At 71.6% G+C, this 26,010-nt stretch carries 21 protein-coding genes; 7 read left to right on the plus strand and 14 right to left on the minus strand.

All coding sequences use genetic code 11. The features are described from left to right. Nucleotides 1-4: 4 nt before the first annotated feature. Entirely contained in the window at nucleotides 5-1,285 is a 1,281-nt protein-coding gene (locus ACIGW2_RS17835) for an NYN domain-containing protein (RefSeq protein ID WP_391655149.1), read from the minus strand. Between the two features lie 228 nt (nucleotides 1,286-1,513). Here ACIGW2_RS17835 and ACIGW2_RS17840 point away from each other — a divergent pair, with 228 nt between their 5' ends. Next, on the plus strand, nucleotides 1,514-1,687 hold the full coding sequence (locus tag ACIGW2_RS17840) for a hypothetical protein (RefSeq protein WP_356070295.1): 174 nt from the start codon (nucleotides 1,514-1,516) through the stop codon (nucleotides 1,685-1,687). Nucleotides 1,688-1,804: 117 nt separating this feature from the next. On the opposite strand, the gene dnaE is transcribed toward ACIGW2_RS17840, so the two are convergent. Then, nucleotides 1,805-5,344 carry a DNA polymerase III subunit alpha gene (dnaE, locus tag ACIGW2_RS17845; RefSeq protein WP_356070298.1) on the minus strand — a complete coding sequence of 1,180 codons (3,540 nt, stop codon included), beginning with the start codon at nucleotides 5,342-5,344 and terminating at the stop codon, nucleotides 1,805-1,807. A gap of 156 nt (nucleotides 5,345-5,500) precedes the next feature. Between dnaE and ACIGW2_RS17850 the strand changes: the two genes are divergently transcribed. The 5 genes from ACIGW2_RS17850 to ACIGW2_RS17870 all read left to right on the plus strand — a co-directional run bounded on the left by ACIGW2_RS17850 (nucleotide 5,501) and on the right by ACIGW2_RS17870 (nucleotide 11,493). Continuing rightward, entirely contained in the window at nucleotides 5,501-6,826 is a 1,326-nt protein-coding gene (locus ACIGW2_RS17850) for a DUF2252 domain-containing protein (RefSeq protein WP_361588287.1), read from the plus strand. A 62-nt stretch (nucleotides 6,827-6,888) separates the two neighbouring features. Then, nucleotides 6,889-7,575 carry a hypothetical protein gene (locus tag ACIGW2_RS17855; RefSeq protein ID WP_399844390.1) on the plus strand — a complete coding sequence of 229 codons (687 nt, stop codon included), beginning with the start codon at nucleotides 6,889-6,891 and terminating at the stop codon, nucleotides 7,573-7,575. 51 nt (nucleotides 7,576-7,626) lie between these two features. After that, a complete protein-coding gene (locus ACIGW2_RS17860; RefSeq protein ID WP_399844393.1) occupies nucleotides 7,627-8,442 on the plus strand; it encodes a thioredoxin domain-containing protein in 816 nt (271 codons plus the stop codon). A gap of 121 nt (nucleotides 8,443-8,563) precedes the next feature. Next, complete coding sequence (locus ACIGW2_RS17865) at nucleotides 8,564-10,213, plus strand: alkaline phosphatase D family protein (protein WP_399844395.1); 1,650 nt, start codon at nucleotides 8,564-8,566, stop codon at nucleotides 10,211-10,213. Between the two features lie 314 nt (nucleotides 10,214-10,527). Continuing rightward, entirely contained in the window at nucleotides 10,528-11,493 is a 966-nt protein-coding gene (locus ACIGW2_RS17870) for a zinc metalloprotease (protein WP_391655145.1), read from the plus strand. A 69-nt stretch (nucleotides 11,494-11,562) separates the two neighbouring features. Here the strand turns inward: ACIGW2_RS17870 and ACIGW2_RS17875 are convergent, their stop codons facing one another. The 6 genes from ACIGW2_RS17875 to ACIGW2_RS17900 form a co-directional block, all read right to left on the minus strand. Further along, a complete protein-coding gene (locus tag ACIGW2_RS17875; RefSeq protein ID WP_356070309.1) occupies nucleotides 11,563-12,132 on the minus strand; it encodes a dienelactone hydrolase family protein in 570 nt (189 codons plus the stop codon). Between the two features lie 51 nt (nucleotides 12,133-12,183). After that, complete coding sequence (locus ACIGW2_RS17880) at nucleotides 12,184-13,770, minus strand: Na+/H+ antiporter (protein ID WP_391655144.1); 1,587 nt, start codon at nucleotides 13,768-13,770, stop codon at nucleotides 12,184-12,186. A gap of 515 nt (nucleotides 13,771-14,285) precedes the next feature. Beyond that, nucleotides 14,286-14,753, minus strand: coding sequence for a GNAT family N-acetyltransferase (locus tag ACIGW2_RS17885; protein WP_391655143.1), 468 nt, complete (start codon nucleotides 14,751-14,753; stop codon nucleotides 14,286-14,288). Next, nucleotides 14,750-15,691 carry an RluA family pseudouridine synthase gene (locus ACIGW2_RS17890; protein ID WP_391655142.1) on the minus strand — a complete coding sequence of 314 codons (942 nt, stop codon included), beginning with the start codon at nucleotides 15,689-15,691 and terminating at the stop codon, nucleotides 14,750-14,752. The genes ACIGW2_RS17885 and ACIGW2_RS17890 overlap by 4 nt, the downstream gene beginning before the upstream one ends. Nucleotides 15,692-15,708: 17 nt before the next feature. Then, nucleotides 15,709-16,275: a signal peptidase II gene (lspA, locus tag ACIGW2_RS17895; protein ID WP_361588302.1), complete on the minus strand. Its 567-nt coding sequence runs from the start codon at nucleotides 16,273-16,275 to the stop codon at nucleotides 15,709-15,711. A 67-nt stretch (nucleotides 16,276-16,342) separates the two neighbouring features. Then, nucleotides 16,343-17,122 carry a TraR/DksA family transcriptional regulator gene (locus tag ACIGW2_RS17900; protein WP_391655141.1) on the minus strand — a complete coding sequence of 260 codons (780 nt, stop codon included), beginning with the start codon at nucleotides 17,120-17,122 and terminating at the stop codon, nucleotides 16,343-16,345. 575 nt (nucleotides 17,123-17,697) lie between these two features. On the opposite strand from ACIGW2_RS17900, the gene ileS reads away from it, so the two are divergent. Continuing rightward, nucleotides 17,698-20,838, plus strand: coding sequence for an isoleucine--tRNA ligase (gene ileS, locus ACIGW2_RS17905; RefSeq protein ID WP_399844399.1), 3,141 nt, complete (start codon nucleotides 17,698-17,700; stop codon nucleotides 20,836-20,838). Between the two features lie 185 nt (nucleotides 20,839-21,023). Here ileS and ACIGW2_RS17910 read toward each other — a convergent pair whose 3' ends face one another. The 6 genes from ACIGW2_RS17910 to ftsZ all read right to left on the minus strand — a co-directional run bounded on the left by ACIGW2_RS17910 (nucleotide 21,024) and on the right by ftsZ (nucleotide 25,983). Next, nucleotides 21,024-22,097, minus strand: a complete 1,074-nt coding sequence (locus tag ACIGW2_RS17910) for a DivIVA domain-containing protein (protein WP_356075876.1) — start codon at nucleotides 22,095-22,097, stop codon at nucleotides 21,024-21,026. Nucleotides 22,098-22,164: 67 nt separating this feature from the next. Further along, nucleotides 22,165-22,455 (minus strand): YggT family protein, encoded by a 291-nt coding sequence (locus tag ACIGW2_RS17915; RefSeq protein ID WP_356075879.1) that lies wholly within the window; start codon nucleotides 22,453-22,455, stop codon nucleotides 22,165-22,167. An 81-nt stretch (nucleotides 22,456-22,536) separates the two neighbouring features. Continuing rightward, the gene (locus ACIGW2_RS17920; protein WP_265861641.1) at nucleotides 22,537-23,157 is read right to left on the minus strand and encodes a cell division protein SepF; all 621 of its coding nucleotides are present in this window, start codon (nucleotides 23,155-23,157) and stop codon (nucleotides 22,537-22,539) included. Nucleotides 23,158-23,295: 138 nt separating this feature from the next. Beyond that, the gene (locus tag ACIGW2_RS17925; RefSeq protein WP_361588306.1) at nucleotides 23,296-24,027 is read right to left on the minus strand and encodes a YggS family pyridoxal phosphate-dependent enzyme; all 732 of its coding nucleotides are present in this window, start codon (nucleotides 24,025-24,027) and stop codon (nucleotides 23,296-23,298) included. A gap of 8 nt (nucleotides 24,028-24,035) precedes the next feature. Continuing rightward, nucleotides 24,036-24,764: a peptidoglycan editing factor PgeF gene (pgeF, locus tag ACIGW2_RS17930; RefSeq protein WP_391655139.1), complete on the minus strand. Its 729-nt coding sequence runs from the start codon at nucleotides 24,762-24,764 to the stop codon at nucleotides 24,036-24,038. Nucleotides 24,765-24,768: 4 nt separating this feature from the next. Further along, nucleotides 24,769-25,983 carry a cell division protein FtsZ gene (ftsZ, locus tag ACIGW2_RS17935; RefSeq protein ID WP_361588309.1) on the minus strand — a complete coding sequence of 405 codons (1,215 nt, stop codon included), beginning with the start codon at nucleotides 25,981-25,983 and terminating at the stop codon, nucleotides 24,769-24,771. Nucleotides 25,984-26,010: the final 27 nt, after the last annotated feature.

Raw genomic sequence — 26,010 nt, forward strand, 5'->3', positions numbered from 1 at the left:
GAGCCTACGGGGTCCCCCGGCTCTCCTCGGGCGCGGGGGCGTGTTGCGCGGCGGCGTGGACGTCGATCTCGCGCCAGAATCCGGCCCGGATCGCGTAGCGGTCGTGCTCGTCGATCTGGTCGTCCTTGTGGGCGAGCAGGCCGAAGCGGGCGGCGTAGCGGAGGAGTTCGCCGTCGATGCGGTGCGGGATGCGCGGGTACATCGTGGCGAGCTTGGGGACGTGGCCGGACTCGGGGAGCCGGTCGAGCCAGCGGCGGGCGAAGACCTGGCCGACCTCGTAGGGGTCGCCGCCGACGGTGGTGATGTCCTCCTCGCGGTCGGCCCAGCGCTGCTCGGCGCTGGTGAGCTGGGCGAGGGTGGGCAGGGAGGCGGTCTCGGCGGGCTCGCCGAGGGGTGCGGCGGGGCGGTCGATCCAGCCGCGGTCGGAGGACCAGCGCAGGGTCGCCGCGGGCGGCGGCGGGGGCGGCACGCTGGGGCCGCGGAGCGCGGCGACGTCCTTGGGGGTGGGCACGGAGCGGGTGGCGGGCTGCGGGGCGGCGGTGCCGTCGGCCGGCTCGCCCGCGGCGGGCTCCGGGGTGCGCGCCGGGGCGGGCGCGGGCGGGCGGGTCCCGTTGTGCGCGGCGGAGCGTTCGGCGGAGGCGGCGAGGCCGGACTCGGGCAGCGGCGCGGAGAGGATCGCGGCGATCTCGGGGCGCGGCGCGGGCGGCGGGGCGCAGACGCCGCTGAGGTCCTTGGCGCGGACGGCGCGGGTGATCCAGGCGCGGTCGAGGACGCGCCGCTCGTCGGCCTCGGCGACCAGGTCCTCCGACTGGTTGTAGTCGCCGTCGGCGGCCTGGACGGCCCAGAGGTGGACGGCGACGCCGTGTTCCTTGGCGGACATCAGGCCGGGCAGCAGGTCGCCGTCGCCGGTGACGAGCACGATGTCGGAGCAGGCGCGGTTGCGGGAGAGCTCGGTGAGCTCGGTGTGCATGGCCGCGTCGACGCCCTTCTGGGCCCAGCGGCCGTCGCTGCGGGTCAGCGCGCCGAGCCGGACGGTGACCCGGGGCAGCACGCGCAGCCGGCGGTGCTCGGGCTGGGGCACCCGGTCGGGGGCGCCGTCGAACCAGTAGATCCGCAGCAGCGGCAGCTGGGTCTCGGCCTCGGCGCGGGCCCGCAGCTGCTGGATGAGGACGGCATGGTCGACGGTGATCCGGGAGCGGGCCGGTTCGCCGGCGAGCAGGCTGGCGGCGGCGCCGAGCAGATAGCCGGCATCGACCAGGACGACGCATCGGTCCACGTGTTCCACCCTCTTTCGCCGAACGTGCCGGAAACCTCGGGATCGGAAGCGCTCCGGGTCCCCCCGAGTCTGCCCGACGGGGCTGGTCCTGACGTCCGAAACTGGATCATCGGCGTGGCGGATGTCACCCCCGACCCTGCTCACTGTCGGTAATGATCCAAAATGCGGCGGTTTCTGCGGTGTGTGAGTCTGACAGCGGCCCTGGCCCCCAGACCCCCTTGAGGAGGCATCATCACCATGGCCAAGAATCGCAAGCAGGATCGCAGTCAGCAGCGCGGCTCCCAGGCGGAGCGCGGCCAGCAGCAGGCCGAGCGTTCGTCGATGGAGGCCCAGGCGGAGCAGCGCATGAGCCAGGTCACCCCGGGTGACATGGCTCGCAAGGGCCGGCAGAAGCGTTTCGGCCACAACTGAGGCCACTGACGAGCCGTAGGCAGTACGGCGAAGGGGCGCGCCCGTGACGACGGGCGCGCCCCTGGCGCGTGTCCGGGGCCCGGCAGGGGCCCTGCCGGGATCCAGCCGGCTGGCCGGCTAGCCGGCCAGGCAGGACGGGCCGAGCAGCACCTTCAGGTCGCCGAAGAGGGCCGGGTCGGGCTGGACGCGGTGCCGGTCGAGCCGGAGCACCGTGGTGGAGCGGGGGCCCTGGAGCTTGATCCGCACCTCGGTGTTGCCCTTGTGGTGCTGGAGGATCTCGCCGAGCCGGCTGACCATCGGCGGGGTGACCTTGACCGTGGGGATGGTGAGGACCACCGGGGCGTTGCTGCCCGCGTTGGACAGGTCGGGGACCATCAGCTCCATGGCGACCAGGCGGGGCACGTCCTCGCGCTTGTCGAGCCGGCCCTTGACGAAGACGACCGCGTCCTCGACCAGCTGGGTGGAGACCAGCTGGTAGGTGGCCGGGAAGAACATGCACTCGATGGAGCCGGCCAGGTCCTCGACGGTGGCGATGGCCCAGGCGTTGCCCTGCTTGGTCATCTTCCGCTGGAGGCCGGAGATGATGCCGCCGATGGTGACGACCGCGCCGTCCGCGTGCTCGCCGCCGGTGAGCTGCGAGATGCCCGCGTCGGTCTTGTCCGACAGCACGTGCTCCAGGCCGAAGAGCGGGTGGTCGGAGACGTAGAGGCCGAGCATCTCGCGCTCCTGGGCGAGCAGGTAGGACTTCTCCCACTCGACGTCGGAGAACTCCACGTCCAGGCCGAAGCCGGGCTCGCTGCTGTCCTCGTCGCCCATGCCGCCGAAGAGGTCGAACTGTCCCTCGGCCTCCTTGCGCTTGACCGCCACCACGGTGTCGATCATGGGCTCGTGCTGGGCGACCAGGCCCTTGCGGGTGTGGCCCATGGTGTCGAAGGCGCCGGCCTTGATCAGCGACTCGACGGTGCGCTTGTTGCAGACCACGGCCTCGACCTTGTCGAGGAAGTCGGGGAAGGAGCTGTACTTCCCCTTGCTCTTGCGGGTCTTGATGATCGACTCGACGACGTTGGAGCCGACGTTGCGGACGGCGGTGAGGCCGAAGAGGATCACGTCGTCGCCCTGGGCGGCGAAGTTCGCCTCGGACTCGTTCACGTTCGGCGGGAGCACCTTGATGCCCATGCGCCGGCACTCGTTCAGGTAGACGGCGGACTTGTCCTTGTCGTCCTTGACCGAGGTGAGCAGTCCGGCCATGTACTCGGCCGGGTAGTTCGCCTTCAGGTAGGCGGTCCAGTAGGAGACCAGGCCGTACGCGGCGGAGTGCGCCTTGTTGAAGGCGTAGCCGGCGAAGGGGACCAGGACGTCCCAGAGGGCCTGGATGGCCTCGTCGCTGTAGCCGTTCTTCTTGGCGCCGGCCTGGAAGATGGTGAAGTTCTTCGCCAGCTCGTCGGGCTTCTTCTTGCCCATGACGCGGCGGAGGATGTCGGCCTCGCCGAGCGAGTAGCCGGCGATGATCTGGGCGGCCTTCTGCACCTGCTCCTGGTACACGATGAGGCCGTAGGTGACGTCGAGGACCTCCTTGAGGGGTTCCTCGAGCTCCGGGTGGATCGGGGTGATCTCCTGCTGCCCGTTCTTGCGGAGCGCGTAGTTCGTGTGCGAGTTCATGCCCATCGGGCCCGGGCGGTAGAGCGCGGACACGGCGGAGATGTCTTCGAAGTTGTCGGGCTTCATCAGGCGCAGCAGGGAGCGCATGGGGCCGCCGTCGAACTGGAAGACGCCGAGGGTGTCGCCGCGCTGGAGCAGTTCGAAGGTCTTCGGGTCGTCCAGCGGCAGGGCGAGCAGGTCGAGGTCGATGCCCTTGTTGGCCTTCACCATCTTGACGGCGTCGTCCATGATGGTGAGGTTGCGCAGGCCGAGGAAGTCCATCTTCAGCAGGCCGAGCGACTCGCACTGCGGGTAGTCCCACTGCGTGATGGTGACGCCGTCGGTGTGCCGCACCCAGACCGGGGCGTGGTCGACGATCGGCTCGCTGGACATGATCACGCCGGCGGCGTGCACGCCCATCTGGCGGACCAGGCCCTCGACGCCCTTGGCGGTGTCGATGACCTTCTTGACGTCCGGCTCGTTCTCGTACATCGCGCGGATCTCGCCGGCCTCGCTGTAGCGCGGGTGGCTCGGGTTGGTGATGCCGTCGAGGTCGATGCCCTTGCCGAGGACGTCGGCGGGCATGGCCTTGGTGAGCCGGTCGCCCATCGCGTACGGGTAGCCGAGGACGCGGGCGGAGTCCTTGATCGCGTTCTTGGCCTTGATCTTGCCGTAGGTGCCGATCATGGCGACCTTGTCGGCGCCGTACTTCTCGGTCACGTACCGGATCACCTCGACGCGCCTGCGCTCGTCGAAGTCGATGTCGACATCGGGCATGGAGATGCGCTCGGGGTTGAGGAAGCGCTCGAAGATCAGGCCGTGCGGGATGGGGTCGAGGTCGGTGATGCCCATGGCGTACGCGACGATCGAGCCGGCCGCGGAGCCTCGGCCGGGGCCCACGGCGATGCCCTGCTTCTTGGCCCACATGATGAAGTCGGCGACCACGAGGAAGTAGCCCGGGAAGCCCATCGAGATGATGGTGTCCATCTCGTACTCGACCTGCTTCATGCGGTCCTCGGGGATCCCGTTCGGGAAGCGGCGGTGCATGCCGCGCATGGTCTCCTCGCGGAACCAGGTGACCTCGGTGTAGCCCTCGGGGATGTCGAACTTCGGCATGAGGTCGCGCTTCTCGAACATGCCGGTGGTGTCGATCTGCTCGGCGACCAGGAGCGTGTTGCGGCAGCCCTCCTGCCAGGCGTCCGAGGAGTCGATGGCGTACATCTCGTCCGTCGACTTCAGGTAGTAGCCGGTGCCGTCGAACTTGAAGCGGTCCGGGTCCGAGAGGTTCTTGCCGGTCTGGATGCACAGCAGGGCGTCGTGGGCGGCGGCCTCGTGCGCGTAGGTGTAGTGCGAGTCGTTGGTGACCAGCGGCGGGATGCCGAGCTTCTTGCCGATCTCCAGGAGTCCGTCGCGGACCCGGCGCTCGATCTCGATGCCGTGGTCCATCAGCTCCAGGAAGTAGCGGTCCTTGCCGAAGATGTCCTGGTACTCGGAGGCGGACTTCAGGGCCTCGTCGAACTGGCCGAGGCGCAGCCGGGTCTGCAGCTCGCCGGAGGGGCAGCCGGTGGAGGCGATCAGGCCCTCCGACCACTGGGAGATGGTCTCCTTGTCCATCCGGGGCCACTTCTGCAGCCAGCCCTCGGCGTAGGCGTCGGAGGAGAGCCGGAAGAGGTTGTGCAGTCCGGTGTTGTTCGCCGCCCAGATGGTCTTGTGGGTGTAACCACCCGAGCCGGAGACGTCGTCCTTCTTCTGGTGCGGCTGGCCCCACTGGATCTTGCGCTTGTTGCGGCGGGACTCGGGCGCCACGTACGCCTCGATGCCGATGATCGGCGTGACGCCGGCCTTCTGGGCGCTGTGGAAGAAGTCGTAGGCCCCGTGCAGGTTGCCGTGGTCGGACATCGCGATGTGGGTCATGCCCATCTCGTTGCACGCGTTGAACATGTCCTTGAGCCGCGCGGCACCGTCCAGCAGGGAGTACTGGGTGTGGACGTGGAGGTGCGTGAAGGGCGGCTTGGTCACGGGGGATGCCTCCTGTGAACTTCTGGGGGGACAGCGACGAAGTCTACGTCGCTCCACTGACAGGGGCGGGGCACTCCGCTGTACCGTCGCGCGTTGGGAGACGGGGAACACCTGTCCCATTTGTCATGCACAGTTTTCAGCCAGGAGGCACCTTCGATGTCGGTCCCGCAGCCCACCGCCGCCGAGCGCGGTGAGCAGATCCTCGCCGTCTTCGACACCGCCTTCGGCGAGCTGCTCGCCGCCGACCCGGCCGCCTTCAGGGTCAAGTTCCGGAAGATGGCCGGCTCGGCCTTCGCCTTCTACCGGGGCACGGCCTGCCTCTTCTACCAGGACCTGGAGCGGGAGGCGCACGGCGGGCCGTACCTGGACGAGCGCACCGGCCGGGTGTGGATCCACGGCGATCTGCACGCCGAGAACTTCGGCACCTACATGGACGCCAACGGGCGCCTGGTCTTCAACGTCAACGACTTCGACGAGGCCTACGTCGGCCCCTTCACCTGGGACCTCAAGCGGCTCGCCGCCTCCCTGGCGCTGATCGGCTACGCGAAGGCGCTCTCCGACGCGCAGATCACCCACCTGGTGCGGATCTTCGCGGCGGGCTACCGGGAGCGCATCCACGACCTGGCGACCGGCGCCAAGAGCGACGAGGTGACCGGCTTCACCCTGGAGACGGCCGAGGGCGCCCTGCTCGGCGCGCTGCGCGAGGCCCGCTCGCTCACCCGCTTCGGGCTGCTCGACTCGATGACCGAGATCCGCGAGTACGAGCGCCGCTTCGCGGCCGGCGGCGGTGCGATCGAGCTGGACGCGGCCACCCGCTACAAGGTGCTGGCCGCCTTCGACGGCTACCTGGAGACGCTGCCGGAGTCGAGCCTGGCCCGCCCGGACTCGTACCGGGTCAAGGACGTCGTGGGCCGGCGCGGGATCGGCATCGGCTCGGCCGGCCTGCCCTCGTACAACATCCTCCTGGAGGGCAACAGCGACGCCCTGGAGAACGACGTCGTGATCTACCTGAAGCAGGCCCAGACGCCGGCGGTCTCGCGGCACGTGCGGGACGCGGCGGTCCGGGACTACTTCCACCACGAGGGCCACCGCACGGTGATCTCGCAGCGGGCGCTCCAGGCGCACGCCGACCCGTGGCTGGGCTGGACCGAGCTGGACGGCGCCGGCCAGCTGGTCGCCGAGGTCTCGCCCTACGCGGTGGACCTGGACTGGTCGGACATCGACGACCCCGAGGACATCGCGGCGACCGTCGCCGACCTGGGCCGGGCGACCGCGACCATGCACGCCGCGGCCGACGACTCCAGCGGCCAGTCCCTGGTGCCGTTCTCCACCGAGCGGGCCATCGACGCGGCCATCGCCGCCGACGAGGAGGGCTTCGCGGAGCTCCTGGTGGACTTCGCGCACGGGTACGGCGCACGCGCGCGTGCCGACCACCAGATCTTCGTGGACCTGTTCCGCAACGGCCGGATCCCCGGCCTGTAAGCACCTCTCACAGGCTGCGCTTAGGGACGCCTTATGTCCCTTCGTGGCACACTTCGACGGCGATGAACACGGTGGGAATCCAGCTGCGGGCCCTTCGGGCGGCGCTCTTCACGACACTGGTCGTGGCGCTGTCCGTGGCCTCGCACGTCCTGCTGTCCGGGGTGCCGCTGCCGCTCGGCACGGTGGCCCCGGTCGCCGTCGCCGTCTTCGGCACGGCCTTCGCGCTCGCCGGGCGCGAGCGCGGCTTCGGCCCGATCGCCGCCCTCCTGGTCCCACTGGAGCTGGCCGCCGACACCTTCTTCACCAGCGGCCAGACCGCCTGTTACGGCCCCGCCGGCGGCCCGGTCGCCGGATCGCTCAAGGCCGTCGGCCTCGACCTGGACGCGCTGTGCGGCGGCGCCGTGGGCACCCCGCTGCCCGGCGTGGCCGCCCCGGACGGGGGCACGGCCTCCGCCCTGCTGAGCTCCCCCGAGCCGGCCGTGCCCTGGCTGCTGCTCGCCGCCCACGTGGTGGTCGGGCTGACCGCGGCCGCCTGGCTGCGCGGCGGCGAGCGGGCCCTCGCCCGGCTGCTGCGCGCGGCCGTGGCCCTGGCCTTCCGGCCGCTGCTCCTGGCGGCCGCCTTCCTGCGCTCCGCCGCGGCCGCGCCGCGGCGCGCCGGGCACCCCGTGGACCGGCCGCGCCGGTCCCGTGCCCGGCTGTGGGCGCACTCCGTGGGACGACGGGGACCGCCCGTGCTCGCGCTCGTCTGAGCGGCACGCGCATCCCTGTTCCTTTCCCTCCCCGACACGGAGACCTTCAGCATGAGCAAGCGCAACAGCCAGGCCAGCAAGGCAGCCGCCCGCGAGCGGCTGCGGATCGAGCGCGAGAAGCAGGCCCGGAAGGAGAAGGCCCGCCGGCAGGTGGTCGTGGCCGCCTCGGCGCTCGGCATCCTCGCCGTCGCCGGCGGCGTCGGCTTCGCCGTCGTCCAGGCCAACAAGCCGTCCGCCTGGGAGACCGCGGCCGACGCCAAGCAGGTCTCGGCCCCGAGGAACACCGAGGGCACGGACGGCACCACCGTGATCGTCGGCAAGCCCGAGGCCAAGAAGACCCTGGAGATCTACGAGGACTCGCGCTGCCCGGTGTGCGCGACCTTCGAGCAGAGCGTGGGCTCCACGGTCGAGAAGGACGTCGCCGACGGCAAGTACAGGCTCAAGTACGTGGGCGCGACCTTCATCGACAACGCCGACCAGGGCGAGGGCTCCAAGAACGCCCTGTCCGCGCTCGGCGCGGCCCTGGACGTGAGCCCGGAGGCCTTCCTGAAGTACAAGGCCGCGCTGTACTCCACCGAGTTCCACCCGGAGGAGAGCGAGGACAAGTTCGCCGAGGACTCCTACCTGCTGAAGGTGGCCGACTCGGTGCCGGCCCTGAAGGGCAACGCGGAGTTCCGCAAGCACGTCGAGGACGGCACCTTCGACGCCTGGGCGATGAAGATGTCGAAGACCTTCGACGGGAGCGGGGTGCGCGGCACCCCGACGCTGAAGATGGACGGCAAGACCCTGACGGCCGAGGGCAGCGAGAACCCGCCACTGACGGTGGATCAGTTCAACGCGGCCCTGGGCAAGGTCCTCAAGGGCTGAGCCCCCGGGGGCGGCGGATTCGGGGGACGGCGCGGGCCGGGGCGGAACGGCACGGGAAGGTTCGGCGAACATTGCGCACGGGTCTGCCCGCGCGCCCTACCTGTCGGTAATCTGACGGGCCGTGACCAGTCGTAACCACATATCCGCCCCCACCCGCCGTTCCGTGGTGAAGGCCGCCGCCGTGACCGCCGTCGCCGCGCCGGCACTGGCGGCCGCCGCCTCCCCCGCGAGCGCGGCCGCCGGGGCATCCGCCTTCCTGCACGGCGTCGCCTCCGGCGACCCGCTGCCCGACGGCGTCCTGCTCTGGACGCGCGTCACCCCCACCCCCGACGCCCTGCCCGGCTCCGGCCTGGGCCCCGACCTGACGGTCGGCTGGGAGCTGGCCGAGGACCGCGGCTTCGCCCGCACCGTGGCGAGCGGCAGCACCGTCGCCTCCGCGAGCGCCGACCACACGGTGAAGGTGGACGTACGGGGACTTCGCCCGGCCACCTCGTACTGGTACCGGTTCACCGCCGACGGCACCGTCTCCCCCGCGGGCCGCACCCGCACCGCGCCCGCCGCCGACGCGGCCGGTCCCGGCGTGCGCTTCGGCGTGGTGTCCTGCGCCAACTGGGAGGCGGGCTGGTTCTCGGCCTACCGCCACCTGGCCGCCCGGACCGACCTGGACGCGGTGCTCCACCTCGGCGACTACATCTACGAGTACGCCGCCGGCTCCTACCCGGAGGCGAAGTACGGGGTCCGGCAGCACCAGCCGGCGCACGAGATCGTCTCGCTGGCCGACTACCGGCTGCGGCACGCCACCTACAAGAGCGACGCCGACCTCCAGGCGCTGCACGCGGCGCACCCGGTGGTGGCGATCTGGGACGACCACGAGTTCGCCAACGACGCCTGGTCGGGCGGGGCGGAGAACCACACGCCCGGCGCCGAGGGGGCCTGGGCGGACCGGGTCGCGGCGGCCAAGCGGGCCTACTTCGAGTGGATGCCGGTGCGCACCTCGACCGAGGGGACGGTCTACCGGCGGCTGCGCTTCGGGCGCCTCGCCGATCTGCACCTGCTCGACCTGCGCTCCTTCCGCTCGCAGCAGGCGGGCGTGGGCAGCGGGAAGGTGGACGACCCGGAGCGCTCGATCACCGGGCGGGCGCAGCTGGACTGGCTGAAGTCGGGGCTCTCGGCCTCGGACGCGGCCTGGCAGCTGGTGGGCACCTCGGTGATGATCTCGCCGGTGGCCTTCGGGGCACTGCCGGCCGATCTCCTGGCGCCGCTGGCGGAGCTGCTGGGGCTGCCCAAGGAGGGTCTGGCGGTCAACGTCGACCAGTGGGACGGCTACACGGACGACCGGCGCGAGCTGCTGGCCCACCTGACGGACCGGGGCATCCGCAACACGGTCTTCCTGACCGGTGACATCCACATGGCCTGGGCGAACGACGTGCCGGTGAAGGCGTCGACCTATCCGCTGTCCCCGTCGGCGGCCACCGAGTTCGTGGTGACCTCGGTGACCTCGGACAACCTGGACGACCTGCTGCACGTGGCGCCGGGCACCCTCTCGGTGGTGGCCGCGGGCGCGGTGAAGGCGGCCAACCGGCATGTGAAGTGGGTGGACATGGACCACCACGGGTACGGGGTGCTCGACGTGACCGCCGAGCGTTCGCAGATGGACTACTACACCGTGTCGAACCGGGCGGACCGGGCCGCGACGGCGGCCTGGGCGCGCTCGTACCGCACGCTCAGCGGAACGCAGCGTGTCGAGCGGGTGTACCAGCCGGTCGGCTGACCGACTATTTTCAGCCAAGATCCCATTTGTTAACGGGAGATCACGCGGCTACGGCGGGTGGTGGGTCCGGAGCATCGAATCCGGACACACTGCCCGCCTTCGGCGGTTCTTCTGTTACGCCCACGTCTCAAACCCCGGAATCGGCGCAAGTTTTTCTTCTCGTTGCCCCGATTTGCCCCTCGAATGATTGGGCTTGATCACTCCTCAACGGTGTCTGACATGGACGCGTAATCTCCGGGCCGTGGCGAGGAAGTACCTCCCACGACCCCCACGAGGAGTCCCCCGTGCGCGCTCTTGCTCGTATATCGCCGCGTATGTCCCGTCGCCTGCTCGGCACCGCGGTCATGGCCGGAACCCTGGCCCTGGCCCCCCTGTCCGCCCCGGCGGCCGCCCCGTCCACCGGCACCACCACCCTGGCCTCGGCCGAGAAGTGCGCCGACGAGGCCGGCGTGTCCGCCGCGCGCAAGGCGAAGGACGGCGCCCACAAGGCCGAGCCCAACGAGGTCACCGCCGCCCAGGCGCTGGCCATGGACGCCGACCTGAAGAAGAAGGTCAACGAGGCCCGCCTGTCCGGCCGTTCCTCCGCCCCGGCCCTGGGCGCCACCGCGGTCTCGATCCCGGTCTACTTCCACGTGATCCACAGCGGCACGACGGGCAAGCTCAGCGCCACGGACGTCAACAACCAGATCGCCGTGCTCAACGCCGCCTACGCGGGCCAGGGCACCGGCAACGTGAACTCGGGCTTCCAGTTCACCCTGGCCGCGACCGACTACACGGACAACGCCACCTGGTACAACCTGTCCTCCGGCTCGCAGGCCGAGAAGGACATGAAGAACACCCTCCGCAAGGGCGGCGCGGGCGCGCTGAACATCTACACCGCCAACCTCGGCGGCGGCCTGCTCGGCTGGGCGACCTTCCCGTCCTCCTACGCCTCGCAGCCGAAGATGGACGGCGTCGTCATCCTCGACTCCTCGCTGCCCGGCGGCTCCGCCGCCAACTACAACGAGGGCGACACCGCCACCCACGAGGTCGGCCACTGGATGGGCCTGTACCACACCTTCCAGGGCGGCTGCACGGGCAACGGCGACTACGTCGCGGACACCCCGGCCGAGAAGAGCGCGGCCTACCAGTGCCCGACCGGCCGTGACACCTGCGCCTCCAAGGCGGGTGTGGACCCGATCCACAACTTCATGGACTACACGTACGACTCCTGCATGTACCAGTTCACCTCCGGCCAGGTGGCCCGGATGAACGACGCCTGGACCGCGTACCGCGCCTGACGCACCGTCCACGCACACGAGTGTGGCCCCCGGGATCCCTCCCGGGGGCCACACCCCTTTTCCGGCGTCCTACAGGCTGTCGAGGAAGTCCAGGGCGACCGCCCAGGTGCGCTCCGCCGCCTCCGCGTCGTAGTCCGGCAGCTCCGGGTCGGTGTACAGGTGCCCGGCTCCCCGGTAGCGGTAGATCTCCACGTCCGCGCCCGCCCGGCGCATCTGCAGGTACCAGGCCGACAGCCAGTCGTCCGTCTCGAACGGGTCCGGCTCGGCCACGTGCAGCTGCACCGGCAGCTCGTCCACGGCGGCCGACTCGGCGATGTCCGAGGTGCCGTGGAACAGCAGCAGCCCGCGGGCCCGCTCGTCGCCCAGCGCCAGCGTCTGGGCCACCGAGGCGCCGAGCGAGAGGCCCATGTAGACCAGGCCGCGCTCCGAGTAGGGCGCGGCGGCCAGGACGGCGCGCTTCAGCAGCTCGTCCTTGCCGATCTCGTCCCGGATCGCCATGCCCTCCTCGACGGTCCCGGCCGTCCGCCCGTCGAAGAGGTCCGGGGTCCAGACCTGGTGCCCGGCGGCCCGGAGCCGTTCGGCCGCGGCCTCCACCGCGGGACGCGGCCCGTAGGCCGAGTGGAAAAGCATGATGTCCATGCGCCCCATCCTGCCACCCGGCCCTCCCCCGACCCGCCTGACGGGCCCCGGTCAGCGCAGGCTGCGCACGTCCAGGTGCCGCAGCACCCGGTCCACCACCTCCGGGTCCGCCCCGGGCTCGCTGCGCGCCGAGAGCACCGCGTGCCGGGCGGCCGACAACATCTCCTTCTGGATCCGCTGCACCGAGCGCAGCCGCTCCACGCGCTGGGTGAACGCGGCCCGCCGCTCCTCGTCGACCATGTCCGGGCTGATCCGGGCCCCGATGTCGAAGGCGCCGCGCTGCAGCCGCTCGGCCACCTCCTCCGGCAGGTCCTCCTGCTCCTCGATCTCCTTCAGCCGGTGCCGGGCCGCCTTCGCCGCCCGGACCGCCAGCTCGCGCTCGAAGGCCCGCTCGGCGTCCGAGTCGGCCCGCACCCCGAGCCACCTCACCAGCCGGGGCAGGGTGAGGCCCTGCACCAGCAGGGTGGAGAGGATCACGCAGAAGGCGATGAAGACCAGCTCGTCGCGGCCGGGGAAGGGCGTGCCGTCGTCGGTGCGGAGCGGGATGGCGAGCGCGAGCGCCACCGAGGCCACCCCGCGCATCCCGGCCCACCACATGACCACGGACTCCCGCCAGCTCATCGGGACCTCCTCTGCGTAGTCCCGCCGGTCGTGCAGCTTCCTGGCCACCCAGGCGGCCGGCAGCAGCCACAGCAGCCGCACCCCGACCACCACGCCCACGACGGCCGCGCCCCAGCCGACCATCTCCCCGCCGCGGCCCTCGGCGACCCCGAAGACGTGCACCAGCTCCAGGCCGATGAGCCCGAAGGCGATGCCGGTGACGAGGGTGTCGACGACCTCCCAGAAGGCCTGCCCGGCGAGCCGGCCCATCACGTCGTCGGCGTCCAGCGCGTGCTCGGCCAGGAAGAGCGCGGTGATGAGGACCGCGAGCACCCCCGAGCCGTGCAGCTCCTCGGCGAGCACGTACGCGACGAAGGGCACGAGCAGGGTGAGCCCGGTCTGCAGGGTGGCCTCGCCGAGGAAGCCCATCAGCTTGTTGGCGGCCCAGCCGAGGGCGAGGCCGACCGCGACCGCGACGACCGCGGACAGGACCAGCTCGCCGAGCGCCCGCGGCCAGGAGAAGTCGCCGGTGACCACCGCCGTGATCGCCACGTGGTAGAGCACGATCGCGGTCACGTCGTTGAACAGGCCCTCGCCCTCCAGGATCGACACCAGCCGGCGCGGCAGCCCGAGCGAGCCCGCCACCGCGGTGGCGGCGACCGGGTCCGGTGGCGCCACCAGCGCCCCGAGGGCCAGCGCGGCGGCCAGCGGGATGCCCGGCACGAGGGCGTCCGCGACGGCGCCGACGGCGGCCGTGGTGACGAAGACCAGGGCCACCGCGAGCAGGAAGATCGGCCGCCGGTTGGCCGCGAACTGGCGCCAGGAGGTGCGCTGCACCGAGGCGTAGAGCAGCGGCGGCAGCACCAGCGGCAGGATGAGCTCGGGCGGGATGTCGACGTTCGGTACGAAGGGCAGGAAGGCCAGCACGGCCCCGACGAGGGTCATCAGGACGGGGGCCGGCAGCCCGAGCCGTTCCCCGAGGGGCACGGTCAGGACGGCGCCGAGGAGCAGCAGGAAGAGCAGGGCCAATTGATCCACGGCCCTACCCTGTCACGTACGTCCGTTTCGCCCGCGATTGCCCCCGCTGGAGCCGTCAACGGGCACGGCTAGGCCGTTTCCTTCGGATCAGGCCGGATCCGGGGGCACCTCCCGTGCCGGAAGGGCTACGGGGGGGGAGCGGCGTCCGATGCGTGGGGTCTCCCGGGCCCGCCAGGGCCCAGGGTCGGGGTCTCCCCGGGCCCGCCAGGGCCCAGGGTCGGGGTCTCCCCAGGCCCGCCAGGGCCCAGGGTCGGGGCCTCCCCAGGCCCGCCAGGGCCCAGGGGAAGGACCGCAAGGCGGAGGTGGGGGCACCTCCCCGGCCGCCGGGCCGAGGGGGCGGAAGCGATGCGGTGGGGGCACTCCCCCTGGGCTCCGCCGGGGGGGCGCCCCCACCCGGGCGAAGCCCAGGGGGCCATCGGCGACCGACGACAACGCGGCGAGGCGCGGTGCCGGGGGGGCCTCCCAGGCGAAGCTCCGGGGGAGTCGAGAACCCGGCACGATCCGGAAGAGACGGCCTAGAGCGCCCTGCGCATCGCCCGGTGCGGCATGCCGGCGTCCGGGAACTCGGGGCCGTAGGCCGTGTAGCCGAGCCGCTCGTAGAAGCCGAGGGCGTGGGTCTGGGCATGCAGGTCGACGGCGGCGAGCCCGCGCTCGCGGGCCGCGTCCTCGATCGCCCGCACCAGCGCCGCGCCGACCCCGAGACCGCGGGCCGCCTTGGACACCGCGAGCCGCCCGAGCGAGCCCACCGAGGCGTCGGCGCCGGTCTTGCCGGTCGCGTCGGCCCCGAGGAGGAGCCGTCCGGTGCCGAGCGGGACCCCGTCGGCGCGGACCGCGAGGACGTGCACGGCGGTCTCGTCGTACGTGTCGTACTCCAGCTCGCGCGGGACGCCCTGCTCCTCGACGAAGACCTCGCGGCGCACCGCGAAGCAGGCCTCCCGGTCGGCGGGACCGGCGGCCTCGCGGACCGCGTAGCCGACGCTCACCGGCTCTCCGCCTCGATGCGGTCGAGCGCGGTCTGGAGGTCGGCCGGGTAGGTGCTGGAGAACTCGACCCACTGCCCGTCGGCCGGGTGCTCGAAGCCGAGCCGGACCGCGTGCAGCCACTGCCGGGTGAGGCCGAGGCGCTTGGCCATGGTCGGGTCGGCGCCGTAGGTGAGGTCGCCGACGCAGGGGTGGCGGTGGGCCGACATGTGCACCCGGATCTGGTGGGTGCGGCCGGTCTCCAGCTTGATGTCGAGCAGCGAGGCCGCGCGGTAGGCCTCGATGAGGTCGTAGTGGGTCACCGAGGGCTTGCCGTCGGCGGTCACGGCCCACTTGTAGTCGTGGTTCGGGTGCCGGCCGATCGGCGCGTCGATGGTGCCGCTCAGCGGGTCCGGGTGGCCCTGCACCAGGGCGTGGTAGCGCTTGTCCACCACGCGCTCCTTGAACTGGCGCTTGAGCGAGGTGTACGCGTACTCCGACTTCGCCACCACCATCAGGCCGGAGGTGCCGACGTCGAGCCGGTGCACGATGCCCTGGCGCTCGGCGGCGCCGGAGGTGGAGATCCGGTAGCCGGCGGCGGCCAGGCCGCCGATCACGGTGGTGCCGGTCCAGCCGGGGCTGGGGTGCGCGGCCACGCCGATCGGCTTCATGATCACGACGATGTCGTCGTCGTCGTGGATGATCTCCATGCCCTCCACGGGCTCGGCGACCACCTGCACCGGCGCGGGCGCGCCGGGCATCTCGACCTCGAGCCACGCGCCGCCGCTGACCCGCTCGGACTTGCCGACGACGGCGCCGTCGACCTGGACCTTCCCTGCGGCGGCCAGCTCGGCCGCCTTCGTACGGGAGAACCCGAACATGCGGGCGATGGCGGCGTCGACGCGCTCGCCCTCCAGGCCGTCGGGTACGGGCAGCGTGCGGATCTCGGGACTCGTGCTCACCCGTCGAGTATGCCTTGTCAGTCCTTGTGGACGGTCCCGTCGGGGTCCAGGCCCCGGAAGGACAGCAGCACGATGAGGATGCCGCCGCAGACGATCGCCGAGTCGGCGAGGTTGAAGACGGCGAAGCCCTTGGGGGCGATGAAGTCGACGACCGCGCCCTCGAAGACGCCCGGCGAGCGGAAGATCCGGTCGGTGAGGTTGCCCAGCGCCCCGCCGAGCAGCAGGCCGAGCGCGATCGCCCAGGGCAGGCTGTAGAGCTTGCGGGCGAGTCGGATGATCACCGCGATGACCACGGCCGCGATCACGGTGAAGATGATCGTGAAGGCCTCGCCCATGCCGAAGGCGGCGCCGGGGTTGCGGACGGCCTCGAAGCGCAGCAGGTCGCCGATCACCTCGATCGGCTCGTGCCCCTCCAGCTTCGCCACGACCAGCATCTTGCTGCCGAGGTCGAGGAGGTAGGCGAGGGCCGCGACCACGAGCAGCGCGACGATCCGCCGCCTGCCCCTGGGCCGCTCCTCGGGAGCGGCCGCCTGGTCGGCCCCTGCTGAATCCGGCGTACCGATGACGCTCTCCGCCTCTGCCACGTGAGTGAGTCCCTCGACCTCGATGCCTGACTGTGCACCGAGGGTACGTCACACCCCTGCGGCCGGGTCAGCCCCGGCGCTCCTGCTTCTGCTTGTCCTCCACGCACAGCGTGGCCCGCGGGAAGGCCTGCATGCGCGCCTTGCCGATCGGCTTCCCGCACACCTCGCACAGGCCGTAGGTGCCCGCGTCGAGCCGTTCGAGGGCGTGCTCGGTCTGTTCCAGCATCTCGCGGGCGTTCGCCGCCAGGGCGAGCTCGTGCTCGCGCGTGATGTTCTTGGTGCCGGTGTCGGCCTGGTCGTCGCCCGCCCCGTCGCCGGAGTCGCGCATCAGGCCGGTCAGCTCCTCCTCGGAGTGCGCCAGCTCGCTGCGCAGCCGCAGCACCTCGGCCTGCAGCTCGTTGCGGGCCTCGGCGACCTCCTCGGGGGTCCACGGCTCCTCACCGGGGCGTACGGCGAGCTCCCCGGCACGGGCCGGGGGCACCGCGGCCCCGGCCGCGCCGGCCGTCGTGACGCCGACCGCGGTCTTCTTCGCTGCCACCGTGCTGGCTCCTGTCTTCCGGTTCGTCGGGGCGGCCGTCTTCGCCGCCGTCTTCTTCGCCGGCGCCTTCTTCGCTGCTGCCTTCTCGGCCGGCTTCTCGGCGGGCGCCTTCTTCACGGCCGCCTTCTTCGCGGGCGCCTTCTTCGCCGCCGTCTTCTTCGCGGGTGCCTTCGTCGCGGGTGCCGCGGGTGCCGCCCGCCCGGCCGGCTCGGCCGGCGGCTCGGCCTCGTCGGCGGTGGCCGCCGGCTTCCGGGCGGCGGTCTTCTTCGTGGCCGTCGTCCTCTTCGCGGCGGTCTTCTTCGCCACCATGTCGCGGCCCCTTCACATTTTGTGATCTTGCTCGCGAATCGTGCTGGGACGATAAATCGGCCCAGGGCCCGCGGCAACGGGGCACGCCGCCCGATCCGCCCGCCCCGGCGACCTGCGGGGCGGACCTGCCTCGGTTGTGCCCAGCTCCCCGGCGGGTTATCCGCCCCGGGCCTCCCCCACTTGGCCGCAGCGCAAGTCCGTGCCGGGCCGTGTGGCCATTCGGGTCACCCGGGGCGCCCCGGCGAGCCGGGGAAATCCGGTCGGCCGACCCCCCGCGCGCCCCGTACACTGGGCTGAGCGAAAGGCTTGGATGGGGACGAGTAGCGTCGTACGCAGCCATGAGCGACCCGGGGACGGTGCGAGCCCGGGGGCGAGCGCGAGGTGAAGCATCACCCCGGAGCTGCCGGAAGAAAGCCGCGAGGACCGTGAGGGCCGCGCGGCGACTAGACCCGGCGTCGCGACCCCAATGAGGGGGCTCAGGGCGTCCGCGCCCGGGGCCAAGGAGGGTGGTACCGCGGGAGCAGTGCTCTCGTCCCTCCGGACGGAAACGTGGCACATCCGCCGGAGGAAGATCGATGTCTTCGCAGTACCGCCAGGTACCCGCCCAGGTAGACCTGCCCGCGCTCGAGCACGCCGTGCTCGACTTCTGGCGCGAGAACAAGGTCTTCGCCAAGACGCTGGAGCAGTCCGAGGGACGCCCCGAGTGGGTGTTCTACGAGGGCCCGCCCACGGCCAACGGCATGCCGGGCGCCCACCACATCGAGGCCCGCGTCTTCAAGGACGTCTTCCCCCGCTTCCGCACCATGCGCGGCTACCACGTGGCCCGCAAGGCCGGCTGGGACTGCCACGGCCTGCCGGTCGAGCTCGCCGTCGAGAAGGAGCTCGGCTTCTCCGGCAAGAAGGACATCGAGGCGTACGGCATCGCCGAGTTCAACGCCAAGTGCCGCGAGTCCGTGACCCGCCACACCGACGCCTTCGCCGAGCTGACCACCCGCATGGGCTACTGGGTCGACCTCGACGACGCCTACCGCACCATGGACCCCTCGTACATCGAGTCGGTCTGGTGGTCGCTCAAGCAGATCTTCGACAAGGGCCTGCTGGTCCAGGACCACCGCGTCGCCCCCTGGTGCCCGCGCTGCGGCACCGGCCTGTCGGACCACGAGCTGGCCCAGGGCTACGAGACGGTCGTCGACCCGTCCGTGTACGTGCGCTTCCCGCTGACCTCCGGCCCGCTGGCCGGCAAGGCGGCGCTCCTGGTCTGGACGACCACCCCGTGGACCCTGGTCTCCAACACGGCCGTCGCCGCCCACCCGGAGGTGACCTACGTGGTCGCCACGGACGGCGACGAGCGGCTCGTCGTCGCCGAGCCGCTGCTCGACAAGGCGCTCGGCGAGGGCTGGGTGACCACCGGCGAGTCCTTCACCGGCAAGGAGATGGAGCGCTGGACCTACGACCGGCCCTTCGAGCTGATCGAGTTCCCCGAGCCCGCGCACTACGTGGTCAACGCCGAGTACGTGACCACCGAGGACGGCACCGGCCTCGTCCACCAGTCCCCCGCCTTCGGTGAGGACGACCTCAAGGTCTGCCGCTCCTACGGCCTGCCGGTGGTGAACCCGGTCCGCCCCGACGGCACCTTCGAGGAGGACGTGCCGCTGGTCGGCGGCGTCTTCTTCAAGAAGGCCGACGAGGCGCTGACCGCCGACCTGGACGCGCGCGGCCTGCTCTTCAAGCACATCGCCTACGAGCACAGCTACCCGCACTGCTGGCGCTGCCACACGGCGCTGCTCTACTACGCGCAGCCGTCCTGGTACATCCGCACCACCGCGGTCAAGGACCGTCTCCTGGAGGAGAACGAGAACACCAACTGGTTCCCGGACTCCGTCAAGCACGGGCGCTTCGGCGACTGGCTGAACAACAACATCGACTGGGCGCTCTCCCGCAACCGCTACTGGGGCACCCCGCTGCCGATCTGGCGCTGCGAGGACGACCACCTCACCTGCGTCGGCTCGCGCGCGGAGCTCACCGAGCTGACCGGCGCCGACCAGTCGGACCTCGACCCGCACCGCCCGTACATCGACGACGTCACCTTCGCCTGCCCGGCGGAGGGCTGCGGCAAGACCGCGACGCGCGTGCCGGAGGTCATCGACGCCTGGTACGACTCGGGCTCGATGCCGTTCGCGCAGTACGGGTACCCGTACCGGAACAAGGAGCTGTTCGAGAGCCGCTACCCGGCGCAGTTCATCTCCGAGGCCATCGACCAGACCCGTGGCTGGTTCTACACGCTGATGGCGGTCGGCACCCTGGTCTTCGACAAGTCCAGCTACGAGAACGTGGTCTGCCTGGGCCACATCCTCGCCGAGGACGGCCGGAAGATGTCCAAGCACCTGGGCAACATCCTCCAGCCGATCCCGCTGATGGACCAGCACGGCGCCGACGCGGTGCGCTGGTTCATGGCGGCCGGCGGCTCGCCGTGGGCGGCCCGCCGGGTCGGCCACGGCACCATCCAGGAGGTCGTCCGCAAGACCCTCCTGACGTACTGGAACACGGTCGCCTTCCAGGCGCTGTACGCCCGGACCTCCGGCTGGGCCCCGTCCGCCGCCGACCCGGCGCCGGCCGACCGCCCGGTCCTCGACCGCTGGCTGCTCGGCGAGCTGAACACGCTCGTGACCGAGGCGACCGAGGCGATGGAGGCGTACGACACCCAGCGCACCGGCAAGCTCCTGTCGGCCTTCGTCGACGACCTGTCGAACTGGTACGTGCGCCGCTCGCGGCGCCGGTTCTGGCAGGGCGACAAGGCGGCGCTGCGCACGCTCCACGAGGTCGTGGAGACGGTGACCCGGCTGATGGCCCCGCTGACCCCGTTCATCACCGAGCGGGTCTGGCAGGACCTGGTGGTCCCGGTCACCCCGGGCGCCCCGGAGTCGGTGCACCTGGCGACCTGGCCCGAGCCGGACGCGGCGCTCGTCGACCCGGTCCTCTCGGAGCAGATGCTGCTGGTCCGCCGCCTGGTCGAGCTCGGCCGGGCGACGCGCGCCGAGTCGGGCGTGAAGACCCGTCAGCCGCTGTCCCGCGCGCTGGTCGCCGCCAACGGCTTCGCCGCCCTGTCCGAGGAGCTCCAGGCGCAGATCACCGAGGAGCTCAACGTCTCCTCGCTGGCCTCGCTCTCCGAGGTGGGCGGCTCGCTGGTGGACACCACCGCCAAGGCGAACTTCCGGGCCCTGGGCAAGCGTTTCGGCAAGGGCGTGCAGGACGTCGCCAAGGCGGTCGCCGCGGCCGACGCGGCGGCGCTCTCGCTGGCCCTGCGCGCGGGCGAGGCCCCGCTGGAGGTGAACGGCGAGACGATCACCCTCACCCCGGAGGAGGTCATCATCACCGAGACCCCGCGCGAGGGCTGGTCGGTGGCCTCCGACTCCGGTGCCACGGTCGCCCTCGACCTGGAGATCACCCCGGAGCTGCGCAAGGCCGGTCTCGCCCGCGACGCGATCCGCCTCATCCAGGAGGCCCGCAAGAACAGCGGCCTCGACGTCGCGGACCGGATCGCGCTGCGCTGGACCTCGGCCTCGGCCGAGACGGTGGCGGCCCTGACGGACCACGCGGGCCTGATCGCCGACGAGGTGCTGTCCACGGACTACGCCCAGGGCGAGGCCGACGACAGCTTCGGCCCCGCGTTCGAGGACGAGGGCCTGGCCCTCTCCTTCCGCCTCCGCAAGGCGTAACACCGCACCGCGCCGCGCCGAAGGGCCCGGCTCCCCCACGGGGGCCGGGCCCTTCGGCGTACCCCCGGCGCCCTGCCCCGAACGAACGTGCGGGCACGCCGAAGGGCCGGCCCCCCTCGCGGGGAGCCGGCCCTTCAGGACTGCCGACGACGGCTACGCGCTCAACACGCGTTGACCGGCCGGCCTCAGTTGTCGTCCTCGTCGATGAGGAAGCCGCGCATCGGCGCCGGGGCCTGCTGCATCGGCTGCGGGGCCTGCGGACGGACCGGGGCCATCGGCTGGGTCATCGCCGGGGACATCTGCTGCTGGCCGCCGTAGGACGGGGCGCCGCCCATCGTGCCGTTGCCACCGAAGGACGGGGCGCCGGCGCCGGCCGGGGCCATCGACGGGGACGGCGGCAGGGACGCGGTGGCCGGGGTGCGCGGCGGGGCCAGCGAGTCGTCGGCCTGGGTCTCCAGCTGACGCAGCTGCGACTCCAGGTACGACTTCAGGCGGGTCCGGTACTCACGCTCGAAGCCCCGCAGGTCCTCGACCTTGCGCTCGAGGGTGGCGCGGGCGGACTCCAGGGAGCCCATCGCGACGCGGTGCTTCTCCTGGGCGTCCCGCTCCAGGGCGTCGGCCTTGGCGCGGGCGTCCCGCTCCAGGCCCTCGGCGCGCGAGCGCGCCTCGCCGACGATCTTGTTGGCCTCGGAACGGGCCTCCGCGATCGCTTGGTCGGCGGTCTGCTGCGCGAGCGACAGGACACGCGCGGCGCTGTCGCCGCCCGGGCCCTGGGCCGGCTGCATGGGCTGCATCGGCTGCTGCTGCGGGTGACCCATGGGGCCGCCCTGCATCGGGCCGGGACCCATCGGGCCGCCCTGCATCGGGCCGGGGCCCATGGGGCCGCCCTGCATGGGGCCGCCCTGCATCGGGCCGGCGGGAAGCGCGGGGGCACCGGACGGCAGCTGCGGCGGGCCCTGCATGGGGCCGCCCTGCTGCTGGGCCGGCGGTCCGGATATGGCGGCGGGCACGGGAGCGCCGGGACCGACGGGACGATCCTGCGGCTCCGGCGGCTTGCGCATGCCCTGCTGCTGGTTCTGCGCGGCGGCACGAGTCGCCGCGGCCAGCTTGGCGCGCAGGTCCTCGTTCTCGCGGAGCAGTCGCGTCAGTTCGGCTTCGACCTCGTCGAGGAAGGCATCGACCTCGTCCTCGTCATAGCCTTCTCGAAGGCGGACGGTCGTGAACTGCTTGTTCCGCACGTCCTCGGGGGTCAGCGGCATCTCTTCTTCACCTCTACGTAGTCGTCGGCAGTCGGCAAGACCGTATCGTCCACAGTTCCCTCCACCATCACCTCGCGAAGCTGCTCACGATGGAGATCAGGATGTAGACGATGATCATCAGAACGAAGAAGGACAGGTCGAGTGCCACGCCCCCGAGGCGCAGCGGCGGGATGAGCCGCCGCAGAAGCTTGAGCGGTGGATCGGTCACAGTGTAGGTGGCCTCGAGGACCACCACCATCGCCTTGCCGGGTTGCCATGACCGGGCGAACTGGAAGACGTAGTCCATGACCAGCCGGAAGATCAGAAGGACGAGGAAGCACATCAGCGCGATGTAGACCACCTGCAGTGCGACGCCCATCCCGCGGTTCCCTCTCCCCTGGCTCTCGTGCTCTCACTTGTCCGGCCGCTCCCGCGGCCGGCCGTTCTCGGTCTCGTGTTCTCAGCTCTGGTTGAAGAATCCGCCCTCTGCGATGCGGGCCTTGTCCTCCGCCGTGACATCGACGTTAGCAGGCGACAACAGGAACACCTTCTGCGTCACGCGCTCAATGCTGCCATGGAGCCCGAACACGAGACCGGCCGCGAAGTCGACAAGTCGCTTCGCGTCGGTGTCGTCCATCTCCGTGAGATTCATGATCACCGGGGTGCCCTCACGGAAGTGTTCCCCGATGGTACGGGCCTCGTTGTAGGTCCGCGGGTGCAGCGTGGTGATGCGGTAGGGCTCCCGCTCGGACACGACCTTGGGCATGATCACCGGCGCGTTCTTCTCCAGGCTCGGACGTTCGGGTGTGATGGATGCCACGGGGGCAATTCGGGCAGGACGTCCGCTTTCCGCGTGTACCGGTACAGACTGAGCAACGGGCTCGCGCGGCGCGGGCGGCTGCACGACCCGCACCGGCTCCTCCCGCTCGATCTGCCGGGGGGGCTGGTGGCGCCGGTCGCGCTCGGGCTCCGGCTCCAGCTCGGGTTCGAAGTCGTCGTCGGGATCGAATCCCCGGCCGTCGTAGCCATCGTCCTCCACGAGGCCGAGGTAGACCGCCATCTTGCGCATCGCGCCGGCCATTCTCTGCATCCTCCGCTCTGTGGTGGATCGCCCTTACCGAATGTCGCAGTGTCACCAAGTGCCCGCGATCCACGGGTCCCTCCGCCTTCCTGGCGGAATGACCATATTTTCTGCTGTGGTCCGACTTGCTTCGCGACGTTACCCGAGCTTCGGGCGGACTCCGAGTACCGCCGTACCGATGCGCACGTGTGTCGCTCCGGCCGCCACGGCCTCCTCGAGGTCCGCACTCATCCCTGCTGACACCATGTTCGCAGTTGGACGGGTCGCGCGCAGGACAGTCGACAAATCCATGAGCCGCTCGAAGGCGGCGCGTTGCCGGCCCGCGTACGGACCGGCGAGCGGCGCGACCGTCATCAGGCCGTCGAGCCGCAGGCCCGGAGCGGCGTCGACCGCCGCCGCCAACTCCTCGATCCCGTCCGGCGCGACCCCGCCGCGGTCCCCGCGCTCGCCCGACTCGGCGTCGAGGGCGACCTGGACCAGGCAGCCGAGTTCGCGCCCCGCCTTCTCCGCCGCCGCGGAGAGCGAGGAAACGAGCTTCAAACGGTCGACGGACTGCACCACATCGGCATAACCCACCACGGAACGGACCTTGTTCGTCTGCAACTGGCCCACGAAGTGCCAGGTCAGATCGAGGTCCGCGCAGGCAGCGGCCTTGGGGGCCGCGTCCTGGTCCCGGTTCTCCGCCACGTGGCGCACACCGAGTTCGTGCAGCAGCCGCACGTCGCTCGCGGGGTAGGTCTTGGTGACCACGATCAGGGTCACGTCCTCCCGCTTCCGTCCGGCGGCGGCGCACGCGGCGGCGATGCGCTCCTCCACCCGGGCGAGGTTCTCGGCGAGTTCCGACCTGCGGCCGGCCAGAGGGTCCGTCATATCTCTTCTCAGATCAACCAGACATATCCCGCGAGTCGCCCCGTGGTGCGATCGCGGCGGTACGAGTAGTGGTCGCGGGACTCCAGGGTGCAGACCCCGGCGTCCTCGACGTCCCGGACGCCGAGACGCTCCAACTGGGCGCGCACTCCGGCGGCCACGTCGACGGCCGGGGTGCCCCAGCTGGTCTCCGCATAGGCGGCCGGCTCGACCGCGGCGACCTCGGCGCGCATCGCCTCGGGCACCTCGTAGCAACGGCCGCAGACCGAGGGCCCGGTGCGGGCGGTGATCCGGGAGGGGTCGGCGCCGAGCCCGGCCATCGCCTCGACCGCGGCCGGGACGACCCCGGCGACCATGCCGGGCCGCCCCGCGTGGGCGGCGGCCACGACCCCGGCGACCGGGTCGGCCAGCAGGACCGGGACGCAGTCCGCGGTGAGCACCGCGAGGGCGAGTCCCCGGGTGGCGGTGACCAGGGCGTCGACCGCCGGGACGGGACCCCCGGCCCACGGCCCGTCGACCACGGCCACGCCGGCGCCGTGCACCTGGTTCATCCACACCACGCGCGCCGGGTCGAGGCCGAGCGCGTCCGCCGCGCGGGCCCGGTTGGCCCGTACGGCCTCCGGCTCGTCCCCCACCGCGCCGCCGAGGTTGAGCTCCTCGTACGGAACGGCGCTCACCCCGCCCCACCGGTCGGTGAAGGCGAAGTGGGCGCCGCTCGTGTCGAAACGCTGTCCTATCAAGGCGTCACTTCAGGAAGTCCGGGACATCCAGCTCTTCGGCCTGGGTGTCCGGGTACGGGCGGGCCGGCGGGACCACCGGCGGGGCGACGGGCGGCAGCGGGGTCTCGCTGACGGCCGGCGCGGGCTCGGCCGGGGCGGCCGGCTCCTCGCGCGGGGTCACGGTGCCCAGGCCGCCGAGCGGACGGGCGGGCTCGGTGACGCGCGGGGCCGGGGCGGGCTCCTCGCGCTTGGCGGAGACCGAGCCGATGATGTTGTCGCGGCGGGCCGGCGGCTGGCCGCCGTCGAAGCCGGCCGCGATGACGGTGACCCGGACCTCGTCGCCGAGGGCGTCGTCGATGACGGCGCCGAAGATGATGTTCGCCTCGGGGTGGGCGGCCTCGCTGACCAGCTGGGCGGCCTCGTTGATCTCGAAGAGACCGAGGTCGCTGCCGCCGGAGATGGAGAGCAGCACGCCGCGGGCGCCGTCGATGGACGCCTCCAGGAGCGGCGAGGAGATCGCCATCTCGGCGGCGGCCACGGCGCGGTCGTCGCCGCGGGCGGAGCCGATGCCCATGAGGGCGGAACCGGCCTCGGACATGACCGACTTGACGTCGGCGAAGTCGAGGTTGATCAGACCCGGGGTGGTGATGAGGTCGGTGATGCCCTGGACACCGCTGAGGAGCACCTGGTCGGCCGACTTGAAGGCGTCGAGCACGGAGACCTGGCGGTCCGAGATCGACAGCAGCCGGTCGTTGGGGATGACGATGAGGGTGTCGACCTCTTCGCGGAGCTCGGCGATGCCGTCCTCCGCCTGGTTGGCGCGACGGCGGCCCTCGAAGGTGAACGGGCGGGTGACCACGCCGATCGTGAGGGCGCCCAGCGAGCGCGCGATGTTGGCGACGACGGGCGCGCCGCCGGTGCCGGTGCCGCCGCCCTCGCCGGCGGTGACGAAGACCATGTCGGCCCCCTTGAGGACCTCCTCGATCTCCTCGCGGTGGTCCTCTGCCGCCTTGCGGCCGACGGCCGGGTTGGCCCCGGCCCCGAGGCCGCGGGTCAGTTCACGGCCGACGTCGAGCTTGACGTCGGCGTCGCTCATCAACAGCGCCTGCGCGTCGGTGTTGATGGCGATGAACTCGACGCCCTTGAGACCGACCTCGATCATTCGGTTGATGGCATTGACACCACCGCCGCCGACACCGATGACCTTGATGACTGCGAGGTAGTTCTGCGGTGCTGCCACGTCGAAGGCCTCTCGCCTCGAGTTACG

This window comes from Streptomyces sp. NPDC053541, assembly GCF_044544705.1.
In the GTDB taxonomy this organism is placed as follows: Bacteria; Actinomycetota; Actinomycetes; order Streptomycetales; family Streptomycetaceae; genus Streptomyces.